This is a genomic window from Propionicimonas sp. T2.31MG-18 (assembly GCF_964266745.1).
Taxonomy (GTDB): domain Bacteria; phylum Actinomycetota; class Actinomycetes; order Propionibacteriales; family Propionibacteriaceae; genus Propionicimonas.
In genome coordinates this window covers 245,887-260,531 of the sequence record NZ_CAXWGX010000012.1, presented here as the reverse complement: position 1 = coordinate 260,531, position 14,645 = coordinate 245,887, and the positions used below count along the sequence as shown (strand labels likewise).

Here is a 14,645-nt window from a genome sequence, read left to right as displayed (position 1 = left end):
CATGCTGCTCTACTTCATCCAGGGGCTGTACATCGTCGCCGGCGTCCTGTTCATCCTTTCGCTCGCGGGGCTGTCCAAGCAGACCACCGCGCGGTCGGGCAACATCGCCGGCATGGTCGGCATGGCGCTCGCGCTGGTCGCCACGATCATCCACTCGCTGTTCCTGTCGGCCGAGGACCCGGCCAACCGGCAGTCCGTGCTGGTCACCGGGCTGCTCATCGTCGCGGTCCTGGTGATCGGCGCCGCGATCGGCACCCCGATCGCACGCAAGGTCGAGATGACCCAGATGCCGGAGCTGATCGCCGCCTTCCACTCGTTCGTGGGCATGGCGGCGGTCCTGGTGGGCTTCAACTCCTTCGCGGTCCCCGAGGGTGCCGGCGGCGCCGTCCACCTCGTCGAGGTCGCCCTGGGCGTGCTGATCGGTGCCTACACGTTCACCGGCTCGGTGGTGGCCTACCTGAAGCTGTCGGCGAAGATGTCGTCGAAGCCGCTCACACTGCCCGGACGCAACCTGCTGAACCTCGGCGGGTTCGTGGTGTTCCTCGTCCTCATGGTCTGGTTCGTCCTGGTGGCCGAGCACGACACCACGCTGGGCTGGGCGCTGATCATCGCGATCGCCGTGATCGGCTTCGCGCTGGGCTACCACATGGTGGCGGCCATCGGCGGCGGGGACATGCCCGTCGTGGTCTCGATGCTCAACTCCTACTCCGGCTGGGCCGCGGCCGCGGCCGGCTTCATGCTGAGCAACAACCTGCTCATCATCACCGGTTCTCTCGTCGGCTCCTCCGGTGCGATCCTCAGCTACATCATGTGCCGGGCGATGAACCGCTCCTTCATCTCTGTGATCCTGGGCGGCTTCGGTTCCGAGGGCGGGACGGTCGCCGCGAGCACCGAGGAGCAGGGCGAGCACCGCGAGATCGACGCGGCCGGCGCGGCCGACATGCTGTGGAACGCCCGCTCCGTGATCATCACGCCGGGCTACGGCATGGCGGTGGCGAAGGCGCAGTACCCGGTCGCAGACCTCACCGCCCAGCTGCGGGCGCACGGTGTCAACGTGCGGTTCGGGGTGCACCCGGTGGCCGGACGCCTCCCCGGCCACATGAACGTGCTGCTCGCCGAGGCCAACGTGCCGTACGACATCGTGCTGGAGATGGACGAGATCAACGACGACTTCGCCGACACCGACGTGGTGCTGGTGATCGGGGCCAACGACACCGTCAACCCCGCCGCGCTCGACGACCCGTCCTCCCCCATCGCCGGCATGCCGGTGCTGGAGGTCTGGAAGGCCGAGAACGTGATCGTCTTCAAGCGGTCGATGGCCACCGGCTACGCCGGCGTCCAGAACCCGCTGTTCTTCAAGGAGAACACCCAGATGCTGTTCGGTGACGCCAAGCAGCGCGTGGACGACATCCTGAAGGCTCTCGGGTAGCCCGGACGGCCGGCGCGCGCCGGCCCCGAACGACGCAGAACCCCCATGGTCGGGGCCCTGACCGGGCCGCCTCCCATGGGGGTTCTGCGTCGGGTGGGCGCGCGCCCCGCTAGCCGCCCATCTCCACGACGTCCTTGGGATCGGGCGCCGTGATGTTCACCGGTTCGTTGAAGTGGCCCATGACACCGTTCACGGTCATCGGGAGCTCCTCGCCGTCGGCGTCGGCCTTCACGTCCATGGAGACCTTGCGCATCAGGTTGGCGTCGTCGAGCCAGACGTCGTAGTCGAACGTGTCGCCGGAGATCTTCGCGTCCGACCCGGTCATCTCCGACAACCCCGCGGCGTCGACGGTGATCCGGTAGTGGTGCACGGCCACGCCGTCGATCGTCTCGTCACCGACGAGGTCGATCTTCTTCATGGCGCCCTTGGCCTTCTCCATGCCGGCGGTGAGGTCCGCGGAGTCGGTGGCGCTCTCGTACTGCGCCATCTGGTCCTTGGGGACCTTCATCCACTGCTTGCCGGTGGCCGCCATCTTCAGGTACATCGCCCCGTCGACCTTCAGCGTCTTCATCTGCATGCCAGCGAAGTCCATGTCCATCGACATGTTGATGTTGGCCGGGTCGCTCTGGTCGACGACACCCTTCATCACGATCTTGGCCGGCTGGCCCGCCATCACGGTCTCCATCGACATGTCCAGGGTGTACGTCTTCACGCCCTTCTGTGCCGCGACCACCTTGGCCATGAAGTCGTCGATGTCGCTGCCGGCGGGTGCGGCCGCCGACGTCGCGGGTGCATCCGAGGCGGGCGGCACGCTGGCCGGGGCCGTCTGCGCGGGCACCGGAGCAGCGGTCGCGCATCCGGCGAGCAGGGTCATCCCGGCGGCGAACGCGACCAGGATGCGAGTGCGGATCATCTCTTCCTTCCCCCTTAACAAGGTTTGGTCCACTCTCTAGCACGTGCACAGGCGGCTCGCAGGAAGCTCCCGAGATCGTGATGATGTCGTTGCACGCCCCTGAGGATCGTCAGGCAAGACGGCGAATGGCGTTGGGGGGGCCCGGGTAAGACTGGGAGCCTGAGTGCCCCCACCACCACGGAGGATGCATGACCCTGGAGCCGATCACCGTGCGCCTGTGCACCGAAGCGGACCTGCCGGCCCTCCACGCGCTGGAGGCCCACCCGTCCGCCCACATCGCGCAACGCCACGCCGAGCGGCAGGCCAGCGGCGACTACTACTACGCGATCGCCCTGCGCGGCGACACGCCCCTGGGCACCAGCGTGCTGGACTGCCGCCCCGACGGACCGCTGTGCCCGGAGCTGAAGAACCTCTGGGTCTACCCGGAGCACCGTCGCCAGGGCGCGGCGCGGGCGCTCACCACCTTCCTCGAGCAGCTGGCTGCCTCCCTCGGCTTCGTCGAGGTGTTCCTCCGGGTCAACCCCGACAACGAGGCGGCCATCCCGATGTACATCGGCCTCGACTACACCCCCACCGGCGACCACGCCCTGACCACCTACGAGGCGGTGGACGCCGGGGGCGCGGTCTACACCACCGAGCAGACCGACGCGATCTACCGCAAGTCGCTGATGACGCGGTGATCCCGGGCGCGCCGGCGCCCTAGCAGGGTTCGGTGATGCCGAGCGCGTGCAACCGCTCGTGGTGGCCGCCGAAGCTCACGTCCACCGTCACCCCGTCCGGCTCCGCGTGGAAGTCGTCGAGGTGGACGGGCCCCAGGTGCACCCCTGCGGCCAGCCGTCCGAGGTCGCCGGCACGACGCCCGCGGACGAGCACCACCGTCCCGTCGGCGAATTGCAGCCCGCCGACGCTGCGCACCTCGCCGGAGCGGAAGGCGCGCACCGGCACCTGGCGCCGGATGAGGCGGGCGAGGTTGGCCGAGAGCACGGCGGGAGAACTCACCCCGTACTCGGCGGCCACCCGGGCACCGATCGCGGAGAGCTCCTCCACGTCCTCCTCGGCAAGGCTGAGTCCGGCGGAGGGAACCTTCGCCGGTACGACCAGCTCCGTCACCCAGCGACGGATCGGACCGAGCCCGAACATTCCCCAATTGTGCCCGCACGGGGGCGAGGCGGGAAGCCTCAGCGGCGCGGATCCACCCCGAGGAGGCGGTGGCACTCCTGGACATCCTCGGCCATCTTGTCGATGAGCTCGTCGATGTCGGTGAAGCGCACCTGGCCGCGGATGCGGGCGGTGAACTCCACCGAGATCGGCGCGTCGTAGAGCTCGAGGTCGTCCCGGTCCAGGACGTAGGACTCCACGCGCCGGGAGAGGCCGTCGAAGGTCGGGTTCGTCCCCACGGAGATCGCCGCCGGCCAGCGCGGCGCCGGCTCGCCGGAGGGCAGTGCCTCGCCGTGGGCGTCCAGGCCGTCGCGCCGGGTCACCCAGCCGGCGTAGACGCCGTCGGCGGGGCAGGCCAGCTTGTCGGGGACGGGCAGGTTGGCGGTCGGGTAGCCCAGCGTGCGACCCCGCCGGTCCCCGTGGGTCACCACCCCGCGGAAGCAGAACGGGCGGCCCAGATGCTCTGCGGCGTGGGCCACGTCGCCGGTGGCGAGTGCCTCACGGATGCGGGTGGAACAGGTCTCCTCGTCGCCGAAGCGCACCAGCGCCAGGCCCTCGACCTCGAACCGGCCGGCGGCGAGCTCGCGCAGGGTGCCGACGTTGCCGGCCGCGCGATGCCCGAACCGGAAGTTCTCCCCCACCACGACCACGGCCGGATCGAGCGGGAGCAGCACGCGCTCGACGAAGTCGGACGGAGACCAGGTGGCGAACTCCGGCGTGAAGTCGATCACCTCGACGCGGTCGGCACCGGCGGCGGTCAGCAGCTCGATCCTCGCCTCGAGGGAGGTGAGCAGCATCGGGCCGACCTCCGGGCGCAGCACGGAGACGGGATGGGGCCAGAAGGTCACCACGATCAGCGGCAGCCCCGGCTGCCTGCGCTTCGCTTCTGCCAGCACCTCACGATGCCCGGGATGAACGCCATCGAAGTTGCCGATGACGACGGTTGCTGAGCTCACTTCCACCTTCCGCGCTGGTCAGGTCGCACCGAACAAGAACCCTAGCAACTCGCCGGGGCCAGGACCGCGACGGGGTGGGCTCGACCGTCCTCGCCGGGGCGGTACAGCGCGAGCAGGCTGTCGCCGGCCACCAGCGCGGTCGGGTCGGCGGGGACGGAGAGGGCGAGGCTGCGGCCGTAGCCGATCTCGCGGGCCACCTCGGCGTCCACCTCGATCGTCGGGAACGCGCGACGGGCCACGTCGGCCGGCGTGAGCAGGACCGGGGCGGAGTCGCCGACGAGCCCCTCGGCGTCCAGTCCCACGAGATCGAGCCCGAACGCGCCGATGCGGGTCCGGCGCAGCGCGGTCAGGTGGCCGCCGCACCCCAGGGCCGCGCCGAGGTCGCGGGCCAGTGCCCGGATGTAGGTTCCCGAGGAGCAGTCGACGACCACGTCCACGTCGAGGACGGGAGTCGCCGCGTCGTCCGCGGCAACGCCGGGGCGCACCCCGAGCACGTCGAACCGGTCGACGACCACCCTCCGGGCGGCCAGCTGGACGTCCTCGCCGGCCCGGACCATCGCGTACGCGCGCCGCCCGTCCACCTTGATCGCAGAGACCGCCGAGGGGACCTGGCTGATCGGGCCGACGAACGCGCCCACGGCGTCGCGGACCATCGCCTCGTCCACCCCGGCGGCGCCGATGGCCGCGGTCACCTCGCCCTCGGCGTCGTCGGTGACGGTCGCCTGGCCGAGCCGGATCGTCGCGGTGTAGGTCTTGTCGTGCCCGGCGAGGTGGCCGAGCAGCCGGGTGGCGCGGTCGGCCCCGACGAGCAGGACGCCGGTGGCCATCGGGTCGAGCGTGCCGGCGTGGCCGACCTTCTTCGTCCCCAGCAGGCGGCGGACGCGCGCGACGACCTGGTGGGACGTCCAGCCCTGGGGCTTGTCGACCACCAGCAGCCCGTCCCGCGCCACGTGCTGTGGGTCGGTCGGCGTACTCACCGCACGCAGGACGGCGACGGGATCACTCGGCGTCCTCGTCGTCGTCCTCACCGGGCTTGCGGTAGGGATCGGGGTCACCGGCATAGGTGGCGCCGGCGGCCTGGGCCGCGACGGCGGCGTCCTGTGCCCGGGCGCGCACGAGCACGTCCTCCAGGTGCGCGGCGTCCTCCTCGACGGCGTCCAGCACGAACTCGAGGGTGGGCGTGAACTTCAGCCCGAGCTGCTTGCCCACGGTCGAGCGCAGCAGTCCGGTGGCCGAGTGCAGGGCGATCGCGCTGGCGGCACGGTCGTCGGCACCGCCGAGGACCGTGTAGAAGACGGTCGCCTCCCGGCCGTCACCGGTGATACGCACGTCCGTGATCGTCACGAACCCGAGCCGGGGATCCTTGATCCGGCGCTCGAGCATGCGGGCGATGATCTCCTTGATCTGCTCGGAGATCTTCGCGTAACGCGGGCTGCTCATGGTTGCTTCCTCTCGAAGAGCTCACCGGTGCGGTCAGTCCCGCGGCTTCTCCACCATCTCGAAGGTCTCGATGATGTCGCCGATCCGGATGTCGGAGAAGTTCGCCAGCGTCATGCCGCACTCGAAGCCCTCGCGGACCTCTGTGGCGTCGTCCTTCTCCCGACGCAGGGACGCGATGCTGGTCTCCGCGACCACGACCCCGTCCCGCAGCAGGCGCGCCTTGGCGTTGCGTCGGATGCTGCCGTCGATCACCATGCAGCCCGCGATCACGCCGAACTTGGAGGACCGGAAGATCTCCCGGATCTCCGCCTGGCCACGGACCTTCTCCTCGAAGATCGGCTTCAGCATGCCCTTCAGGGCCGCCTCGACCTCGTCGATCGCCGCGTAGATCACCGAGTAGTACCGGATGTCGACACCCTCGGCGTCGGCCAGCTGCGTGGCCTTGCCCTGCGGACGGACGTTGAAGCCGATGATCACCGCGTCCGAGGCAGCGGCCAGCGACACGTTGGTCTCGGTGATCGCGCCGACGCCGCGGTCGAGGATCCGCAGGTCGACCTCGTCGCCCACGTCGATCTGCAGCAGCGCGTCCTCCAGGGCCTCCACGGCACCGGCCGAGTCGCCCTTGAGGATGAGCCGCAGCTCCTGGGTCTCGCCCTTCGCGAGCTGCTCGAAGAGCTGGTCGAGCGTCTTGCGCCGGGTCGACTTGGCGAGCAGGGCCGCCCGCTGCCGGGCCTCCCGCTTCTCGGCGATCTGGCGGGCCATCCGGTCGTCCTCGACGACCAGGAAGTTGTCACCCGCCCCGGGCAGCGACGTGAGGCCGAGCACCTGTACCGGCATGGACGGCGGTGCCGCGTCCACGGTCTCGCCCTGGTCGTTGATCAGGGCGCGGACACGACCGTAGGCCGAGCCGGCCACGATCGAGTCACCGGTGTGCAGCGTGCCGCGGTGCACCAGGACGGTGGCCACCGGGCCACGACCGCGGTCGAGGTGGGCCTCGATCGCGACGCCCTGGGCCGGCATGTCCGGGTTCGCCCGCAGGTCCAGCGACGCGTCGGCGGTCAGGACGATCGCCTCCAGCAGCTCGTCCAGGCCCAGCCTGGCCGTGGCGGACACGTCGACGAACATCGTGTCGCCGCCGTACTCCTCCGGCACCAGGCCGTACTCGGTGAGCTGGCCGCGGACCTTGACCGGGTCGGCCGCCTCCTTGTCGATCTTGTTCACCGCGACCACGATCGGCACGTCGGCCGCCTTGGCGTGGTTGAGCGCCTCGATCGTCTGCGGCATCACGCCGTCGTCCGCGGCCACCACGAGGACGGCGATGTCGGTCGACTTCGCACCACGGGCGCGCATGGCGGTGAACGCCTCGTGGCCCGGGGTGTCGATGAAGGTGATCTTCCGCTCCAGGTCGTCCACCACCGTGGCCACCTGGTAGGCGCCGATCGCCTGCGTGATGCCACCGGCCTCGCCCGCCACCACGTTGGTGTTGCGGAGCGCGTCCAGCAGCTTGGTCTTGCCGTGGTCGACGTGACCCATGACGGTGACGGCCGGCGGACGCGGGGCGAGGTCCTCCTCGCCACCCTCGTTCTCGCCGAACTCGATGTCGAAGCTCTCCAGCAGCTCGCGGTCCTCGTCCTCGGGCGAGACGACCTCGATGTTGTAGTTGAGCTCTGCACCCAGCACCTGCAGGGTGTCGTCGGCCACCGACTGGGTGGCGTTCACCATCTCGCCCAGGTGGAACAGCACCTGCACCAGGGACGCCGGCTCGACGCCGATCTTCTCAGCGAGGTCGGTCAGCGACGCGCCGCGGCGCAGCCGGACGGTCTGCCCGTCGCCCTGGCGGACGCGCACGCCGCCAATGCTCGGGGCCTCCATCTGGTCGAACTCTTGCCTGCGCTGCTTCTTCGACTTGCGCCCACGCTTGGCGGGACCGCCCGGACGCCCGAAGGCGCCCTGGGTACCCGAACCGCCACGGCCGCCACGGCCGCCACGGCCGCCGCCACCGGGCGGGCCACCCGCACCGGGAGGACCACCGACGCCACCACGGCCCGGCGCGCCGCCGGGACGGCCACGGCCGGCGGCACCGACACCGCCGCCGGGACGGCCGGCCCCACCACGGGAGGGTCCACCCAGGCCCGCCGGAGCGGTCTTGGGCATCATCGCCGGGTTGGGACGCGGCATGCCCGCCACGCCACCGCCGGGCCGCGGCATGCGGTCACCGGCCGGACGGGGGCCACCGGGGCGGTCGCCGAAGCTGCGGTCGCCGGGACGGCCCTGGCCCGCCGAACCCTCCGGACGCGGGCGCTGGACGCCCATGCCCTGACGGGACGCGAACGGGTTGTTGCCCGGACGCGGGGCACCCGGCTTGCGGGATCCCTGTCCGGGGAGGCCACCGGTGCCACCGGGGCGCGGGACCGGACGCGGGCGCGGCGACTCGGCGCCGGGCTGCGGTCGGGGTGCCGGCGCGGCCGGACGGGGGCCGGGGGTCGCCGCCGGACGCGCCTCGGTGGGCGCCGCCGGGGCGGGGGCCGCCTCCGCAGCGGGTGCGGGACGGGCGGCCGGGGCCGGGCGCGAGGGCGCGGCGGGGCGTTCCTGGGCTGCCGGGGCGACGGGGGCCGCCGGCGCGGGGGCCGGGGCGGACGGGGCCGGAGTGGGTGCCGGCGCAGGGGCCGGGGTGGCCGGCGCGGGGGCCGCGGCGGCCGGCTGTGCCGGGGCGGGCGTCCGCGTCGGGGCGGACGGACGGGCGGCCGGGGCGCTCGGCGCGGGAGCGCTCGCCGACGAACCGGCGGCCTTCTCCTTCAGCCGGCGCACGACCGGCGCCTCGATGGTCGACGAGGCGGACCGGACGAATTCCCCCATGTCATTGAGGGTCTGCAGAAGTTCCTTGCTTTCGAGTCCGAGCTCCTTCGCGAGCTCGTAGACGCGGACCTTGGCCACTACTCTCCTTCAGGTCCGCGCGGGCGCGACGGACCAGCTAGTTGTGTTCAGTGCTCATTTCGAGGTACTCATCGAGTGGTCATGAGCGTTAGCCCACTTTCTGGTTGTGTTCGCCACGACGGCGGACGCGCGGGCAAGAGTCTATCCTTTTCCGTCCGCAAACCCTTAATCGGGGACGCCGAGCAGCCGGGCGACCTGGCTCCCGTCGACGGGACGGCGCAACGCCCTGGCCACGGCGCGCCGCTTCACGACGGCGGCCGCGCATCCCGGGTGGAGGTAGCAGCCGCGGCCGGGCATCACCTGGGACCCGTCGACGACCACCGTGCCCGTGCCCGGGTTCCACACCAGCCGCACCAGTTCGGCCTTGCCCGCGGTGCCGCGGCACCCGATGCACGTGCGAACTCCGATCACAACGTCGCAGTGTAGGCCGCCTGTTCCCGGTTGCCCGCGCAGGCTGCGGGACCCGCGTCCTGCGTGCACACCCGGGATCCACAGCGGGCTCCCAGCCCGGCCGGGGCCCGACCACAGCAGCTCGCGGTGTGCTGGGCTCCGGGATGGAGCAACGGGCTCCCACAGCGGCAAGGAGACACATGACCAGCAGGGCGACCATCGCGATCGGCGTGGGTTCGGCAGTGATCGCGATCGGGGCGGCGGTCGGTGTCGGCGCGCTCGCGGCCAACCTCGCAGGCGGCCAGGACGGCGCCGCCGCGCCGGCCAGCGCGTCCACCGGCGCCGGCACGGACCGCGACGGGGACGCCGGCCCGGGCTCCGGCCGCGGTGGGTTCGACACCGACCGCCTGGCGGCGTCCCTCGCCGGCAAGCTCGGCGTCGACGAGGCCACCGTCCGGACGGCGCTGGAGGAGGCGGTACCGGCCGGGCGGCCGGACGGCGCGCCGACGGGCGAGCCGACCGGGCAACCGACGGGCGAGCCGACCGGGCGTCCCTCCGGTCAGCCGGACGGCATGGGCGACCGGTCGGGGTTCGCCGAATCGATCGCGAAGACCCTGGCCGACAAGCTGGACCTCGACGAGGCGAAGGTGCTCGCCGCGTTGCAGGAGGCGATGTCGGAACTGCGCGACGACGCCGGCACGCAGCCGTCGGCGACGCCGACGCAGAAGTAGCCGGCTATTCGGCGGTGTCGGGACGGATGTCGATCCGCCAGCCGGTCAGCCGGGCCGCGAGGCGGGCGTTCTGCCCCTCCCGGCCGATGGCGAGCGACAGCTGGTAGTCCGGCACCACCACGCGCGCGGCCCGCGCGGTGGCGTCGGTGACCGTCACCGACGTCACCTTGGCCGGGCTGAGCGCCTGCGCGACGAAGACCTTCGGGTCGTCGGAGTAGTCGATGATGTCGATCTTCTCCTCGTTCAGTTCGTGCATCACCGCGCGCACCCGCTGGCCCATGGGGCCGATGCAGGCGCCCTTGGCGGACACGTCGGGGTTGTTGCTCACCACGGCGATCTTGGTGCGATGGCCGGCCTCGCGGGCGATCGCCTTGATCTCGACGATGCCGTGCTCGATCTCGGGCACCTCCATGCGGAACAGCTTGGCGACGAGGTTCGGGTGGGTGCGCGAGACCACCACCTGCGGCCCGCGCAACTCACGCCGCACGCTGACCACGTACACCCGCAGGCGCAGCCCGTGGCGGTAGTCCTCGCCGGGCACCTGCTCGGCCTGCGGCATGATCGCCTCGATGCTGCCCAGGTCGACGCGGACGGTACGCGAGTCGCGGTCCTGCTGGACGACGCCGAGGACGATGTCGCCCTCGACCCCGGCGAAGTGGCCGAACTTCTGCTCGTCCTCCGCCTCGCGGAGCCGCTGGAAGATCACCTGCCGGGCCGTCGTGGCGGCCACGCGCCCGAAGCCCTCCGGGGTGTGGTCGAACTCGCCGATCCGGTTCTCCTCCTCGTCGAGCTCCGGGGCGAACACGGTCACCTTGCCCGAGCGCCGGTCGATCTCGACCCGCGATCCCGGCACGGCGCCGGGGGTCTTCTCGTAGGCGTTCAGCAGCGCCTCCGACAGGGCGCCGATCAGCACGTCCATGCTGATCTCCTTGTCGCGCTCCAGCTGCTTGAGCGCACTCATGTCGACGTCCACGTCAGACCTCTGCTTCCTCTTCGGTGTCCTCGCCCTCGACCGGCCGGTTCAGTTCCACCTGCACCAGTGCCCGCCGCACGTCCGCCAGCGCCACGCGCCGTGGGGTGCCGTCGACCTCGACCTCGACCGACTCCTCGTCCGCGGCGAGCACCCGTCCGGTCACCGTGCCCTCGGCCAGCGCGAGCTCGACCAGGCGTCCGGTGTTGCGGCGGAAGTGCCGGGGGTGGGTGAGCGGACGGCTCACCCCGCGCGAGGAGACCTCGAGGGTGTAGGGGCGGCCCTTGGTGATGTCCGCGGCGTCAAGGACCGCGGAGATGGCCCGCGTCGCCTCGGCGATCTCGTCCAGGGACGGCCCGCGGCCCGCCGGGCCGTCGCCGTCGAGGAAGACCCGCACCACCGAGCGCTTGCCCGCGGTCATCACCTCGAGCCGGTCCACCTCGAGGGAGTGCGACGCGGCCACAGGTGCGACCAACGCCTCCAGGTCAGCGGTGTTCATGGCCAGTCCCTCGATCCGATTGTGCGAATGCGGTTGTGTTGTGCTGCGCAGGCTGCCAATTCTAGGCCCCGGACGGGGCCGGCGGTGCCGGGGTCAGCCGCGGACGGCTGCGAGCACCGCGTCCACGGCACCCGCGACCGGCACCTCGGCACGCTCGCCGGTGGCGCGGTCGCGCACCTCGACGAGCCCGTCGGCCAGTCCGCGCCCGACCACGACCGAGACCGGCATGCCCATGATCTCCGCGTCGGCGAACTTCACCCCGGGGCTCGCCTTGCGGTCGTCGAGCAGCACGCGGACGCCACGCGCGTCGAGGTCGTGTGCCAGCTGCTCGGCGGCGGCAGCGATCTCGTCGCCCTTGCCGGTGGCCAGCACCTGCACGTCGAAGGGCGCGAGCGCGCGGGGCCACGCCAGGCCGCGCTCGTCGCAGGTCGCCTCCGCCACGGCGGCCACGGCGCGGGACACGCCCACGCCGTAGGAGCCCATCGTGACCGTCACGAGCTTGCCGTTGGCGTCGAGCACCTTCAGCCCCAGCGCATCGGCGTACTTGCGGCCGAGCTGGAAGATGTGGCCCATCTCGATGCCACGGGCCAGGCTGAGCGGGCCGGAGCCGTCGGGGGCGGGATCGCCCTCGCGGATCTCGGCGACGTCGAGCACGCCGTCGGAGGTGAAGTCGCGGCCGGCCACCACGTCGACCATGTGGGTGTCGACGACGTTGGCGCCGGTGATCCAGGCGGTGCCGTCCACGACCCGCGGGTCGGTCAGGTAGCGCACCTTCAGCGGGCCCTCGGCCCCGAGGTACTGCACGGCCTCACCCGTGGCCAGCGACACCGGGCCGATGTAGCCCTTCACCAGGCCGGGGTTGTCGGCGAAGTCCTCGTCGGTGACGGGCGCCGCCTCGGCCGGCGACACGGCGGCCTCGAGCCGCTTCATGTCCACGTCGCGGTCACCGGGCAGGCCGACGACCAGGAGCTCGCTTCGGCCGTCGGGCTGGACGAGACGGAACACCACGTTCTTGAGGGTGTCGGCCGCCGTCCAGGCGCGGTCGGGGCGCGGGAACTTCTGGTTGGCCACGTCGACCAGCTCGACGATCGTGCCGGTGTCCGGGGTGTCGACGGTGCGCGCCGGGCCGATTCCTTCGGCGTCCTGCGCGGGCGGGGGTGCGATGCGGACGGCCTCCACGTTCGCCGCGTAGCCGCCCGGTGAACGCACGAAGGTGTCCTCGCCCGTCGGGGAGACGGCGAGGAACTCCTCCGACGCCGAACCGCCCATCGCGCCGGAGGTGGCCTTCACGATCACGTAGGTGAGCCCCAGGCGCTCGAAGATGCGGACGTACGCGCGCCGGTGCGCCTCGTAGGACGCGGCCAGCCCCTCGTCGTCGACGTCGAAGGAGTAGGAGTCCTTCATCACGAACTCACGGCCGCGCAGCAGGCCGGCCCGGGGCCGTGCCTCGTCGCGGTACTTGGTCTGGATCTGGTACAGCGACAGCGGGAGGTCCTTGTACGAGGAGTACAGGTCCTTCACCAGCAGGGTGAACATCTCCTCGTGCGTCGGGCCGAGCAGGTAGTCGCCGCCCTTGCGGTCCTTGAGGCGGAACAGGTTGGGCCCGTACTCGGTCCAGCGGTGCGTGGCCTCGTAGGGCTCTCGGGGGAGCAGCGCGGGGAAGCGCACCTCCTGCGCGCCCATCGCGTCCATCTCCTCGCGGACGATCCGCTCGACCTGCTGGAGGACCCTCAGTCCCAGCGGCAGCCAGGTGTAGATGCCGGGGGCGGTGCGCCGGATGTAGCCGGCACGGACCAGCCAGCGGTGGCTGGGGACCTCGGCGTCCGCGGGATCCTCACGCAGGGTACGGACGAACAGCTGGGAAAGGCGGGTGATCACCGGGCGATCTTAGCGAGCCGCGGGGACCCTCCCCCGCCTGCGGTCACCCGTGGCGCCAGTAGCCCTTCACGATGACGGCCTCCGCGGGCAGCTCCCAGCGTCCCAGCAGCAACGCGCGGGCCGCCGGAACCACCTCTGCCTCGGACGCGACGAAGCCCAGCACCGACCCGGACGGCCGGTCGCTCTCCCCCAGCGCGGCCAGCGCGTCGGTGAGACGGTCGCGGCCACGGACCAGCACGGTGACGTGCGCGGCGGCGTCGCCGGGGATCGGCACCAGCTCGTTCTCCGGTGCGACCTCGACGAGCACGCGGGCCGGCGTGCCGGGACGCCGGGAGCGGAGGAAGCGGGAGATGGCCGGGACGGCGGTCTCGTCCCCGGCGAGGAACCAGGCGTCGGGCTCCGCGGTGACGGCGTTCGTCCGCCGCGGCCCGGCGACAGCCAGCGCGGAGCCGAGGGGCGCGGCCGAGGCCCACTGCGAGCCGGGGCCGTCGCCGTGGATCACGACGTCGAACTCGACCCAGCCCTCGACCGGGTCGGCGTTCATCGGCGTGTACTCACGGCTCGGCAGCTCGCGCCACTCCTCCGGCGTCGCGGGCAGGGCCACGCCGGCCGGGGCGAAGAAGAGCCGGACGTGGTCGTCCGCCCCGGGAGCCTCGAAGCCACGCAGGTCCTCGCCGGCGACCCGGATCCGCACGTAGCCGGGCGTGAGCCAGGTCCGGGCGACGAGTTCCGCCGGACGCAGGCGCGCCTCCAGCGGGACGGTCTCGAACGCGGCAGGGGTGGTGACGGTCACGGCGGAAGTCCTTCGTCCTCGGGCGGTGCACTGAGGTTAGCCTCACCTCACAAGACCCGGCACCGGCCCGGTCGTCCCTCGGGGCGGGGAATACCCGGGCGCCGCCGGGGTTGTGGTGGGCGCACGCCATCGACCAGGGGGAACAGCACATGCTCGTGACCGGCCTCGTCCTCGCCGGACTCGCCGCGGGGATCCACGTCTACATCTTCGCCCTGGAGTCGCTGTGGTGGACCGGCCCCCGGGGGCGCGCGGCCTTCGGCACCACCCCGCAGCAGGCCGAGGCCACCAGGGAGCTGGCCTTCAACCAGGGCTTCTACAACCTGTTCCTCGCCGTGCTCGTGGCCGCGGGCATCGCCCTGTTCGCACTCGGCCACTCCCTCGTGGGCGCGACCCTGGTCCTCGCCGGCACGGGATCGATGGTGGCGGCCGGCCTGGTGCTCGCGCTGTCCTCGCCGGCCAAGCGGCGGGCGGCGCTGGTGCAGGCCGGTCCCCCGCTGCTCGCCATCCTGCTGCTGGGCACGGCCCTGGCGGGTGGCGCCACGATGGCAGGATGA

The 14,645-nt window shown here is 72.0% G+C and carries 15 protein-coding genes; 4 read left to right on the top strand and 11 right to left on the bottom strand.

Going from position 1 to position 14,645, the window contains the following annotated elements:
• The first annotated feature begins 1 nt into the window (after position 1).
• Positions 2-1,429, top strand: a complete 1,428-nt coding sequence (pntB, locus tag ACFQQJ_RS06175; protein WP_377105115.1) for a Re/Si-specific NAD(P)(+) transhydrogenase subunit beta — start codon at positions 2-4, stop codon at positions 1,427-1,429.
• Positions 1,430-1,538: 109 nt separating this feature from the next.
• On the opposite strand, the gene ACFQQJ_RS06170 is transcribed toward pntB, so the two are convergent.
• On the bottom strand, positions 1,539-2,342 hold the full coding sequence (locus ACFQQJ_RS06170) for a DUF6612 family protein (protein ID WP_377105114.1): 804 nt from the start codon (positions 2,340-2,342) through the stop codon (positions 1,539-1,541).
• A 188-nt stretch (positions 2,343-2,530) separates the two neighbouring features.
• Between ACFQQJ_RS06170 and ACFQQJ_RS06165 the strand changes: the two genes are divergently transcribed.
• The gene (locus tag ACFQQJ_RS06165; protein ID WP_377105113.1) at positions 2,531-3,022 is read left to right on the top strand and encodes a GNAT family N-acetyltransferase; all 492 of its coding nucleotides are present in this window, start codon (positions 2,531-2,533) and stop codon (positions 3,020-3,022) included.
• A gap of 19 nt (positions 3,023-3,041) precedes the next feature.
• On the opposite strand, the gene ACFQQJ_RS06160 is transcribed toward ACFQQJ_RS06165, so the two are convergent.
• The 6 genes from ACFQQJ_RS06160 to ACFQQJ_RS06135 form a co-directional block, all read right to left on the bottom strand.
• The gene (locus ACFQQJ_RS06160) at positions 3,042-3,482 is read right to left on the bottom strand and encodes a hypothetical protein (protein WP_377105112.1); all 441 of its coding nucleotides are present in this window, start codon (positions 3,480-3,482) and stop codon (positions 3,042-3,044) included.
• A 38-nt stretch (positions 3,483-3,520) separates the two neighbouring features.
• Positions 3,521-4,456 (bottom strand): bifunctional riboflavin kinase/FAD synthetase, encoded by a 936-nt coding sequence (locus ACFQQJ_RS06155; RefSeq protein ID WP_377105111.1) that lies wholly within the window; start codon positions 4,454-4,456, stop codon positions 3,521-3,523.
• A gap of 41 nt (positions 4,457-4,497) precedes the next feature.
• The gene (truB, locus tag ACFQQJ_RS06150; protein WP_377105110.1) at positions 4,498-5,433 is read right to left on the bottom strand and encodes a tRNA pseudouridine(55) synthase TruB; all 936 of its coding nucleotides are present in this window, start codon (positions 5,431-5,433) and stop codon (positions 4,498-4,500) included.
• Between the two features lie 22 nt (positions 5,434-5,455).
• On the bottom strand, positions 5,456-5,896 hold the full coding sequence (rbfA, locus tag ACFQQJ_RS06145; RefSeq protein WP_377105109.1) for a 30S ribosome-binding factor RbfA: 441 nt from the start codon (positions 5,894-5,896) through the stop codon (positions 5,456-5,458).
• A gap of 33 nt (positions 5,897-5,929) precedes the next feature.
• Positions 5,930-8,830 carry a translation initiation factor IF-2 gene (gene infB / locus ACFQQJ_RS06140; RefSeq protein ID WP_377105108.1) on the bottom strand — a complete coding sequence of 967 codons (2,901 nt, stop codon included), beginning with the start codon at positions 8,828-8,830 and terminating at the stop codon, positions 5,930-5,932.
• Positions 8,831-8,995: 165 nt separating this feature from the next.
• On the bottom strand, positions 8,996-9,241 hold the full coding sequence (locus ACFQQJ_RS06135; RefSeq protein ID WP_377105107.1) for a YlxR family protein: 246 nt from the start codon (positions 9,239-9,241) through the stop codon (positions 8,996-8,998).
• Positions 9,242-9,420: 179 nt separating this feature from the next.
• On the opposite strand from ACFQQJ_RS06135, the gene ACFQQJ_RS06130 reads away from it, so the two are divergent.
• Complete coding sequence (locus ACFQQJ_RS06130) at positions 9,421-9,951, top strand: PT domain-containing protein (RefSeq protein WP_377105106.1); 531 nt, start codon at positions 9,421-9,423, stop codon at positions 9,949-9,951.
• A 4-nt stretch (positions 9,952-9,955) separates the two neighbouring features.
• Here the strand turns inward: ACFQQJ_RS06130 and nusA are convergent, their stop codons facing one another.
• From nusA to ACFQQJ_RS06110, 4 genes are all read right to left on the bottom strand, one after another.
• Complete coding sequence (gene nusA, locus ACFQQJ_RS06125) at positions 9,956-10,924, bottom strand: transcription termination factor NusA (RefSeq protein WP_377105105.1); 969 nt, start codon at positions 10,922-10,924, stop codon at positions 9,956-9,958.
• Between the two features lies 1 nt (position 10,925).
• Positions 10,926-11,420 (bottom strand): ribosome maturation factor RimP, encoded by a 495-nt coding sequence (gene rimP / locus ACFQQJ_RS06120; protein WP_377105104.1) that lies wholly within the window; start codon positions 11,418-11,420, stop codon positions 10,926-10,928.
• 93 nt (positions 11,421-11,513) lie between these two features.
• Positions 11,514-13,298 carry a proline--tRNA ligase gene (locus ACFQQJ_RS06115; RefSeq protein ID WP_377105103.1) on the bottom strand — a complete coding sequence of 595 codons (1,785 nt, stop codon included), beginning with the start codon at positions 13,296-13,298 and terminating at the stop codon, positions 11,514-11,516.
• A gap of 43 nt (positions 13,299-13,341) precedes the next feature.
• The gene (locus tag ACFQQJ_RS06110; RefSeq protein ID WP_377105102.1) at positions 13,342-14,091 is read right to left on the bottom strand and encodes a siderophore-interacting protein; all 750 of its coding nucleotides are present in this window, start codon (positions 14,089-14,091) and stop codon (positions 13,342-13,344) included.
• A 149-nt stretch (positions 14,092-14,240) separates the two neighbouring features.
• On the opposite strand from ACFQQJ_RS06110, the gene ACFQQJ_RS06105 reads away from it, so the two are divergent.
• Positions 14,241-14,645 carry a DUF1304 domain-containing protein gene (locus tag ACFQQJ_RS06105; RefSeq protein WP_377105101.1) on the top strand — a complete coding sequence of 135 codons (405 nt, stop codon included), beginning with the start codon at positions 14,241-14,243 and terminating at the stop codon, positions 14,643-14,645.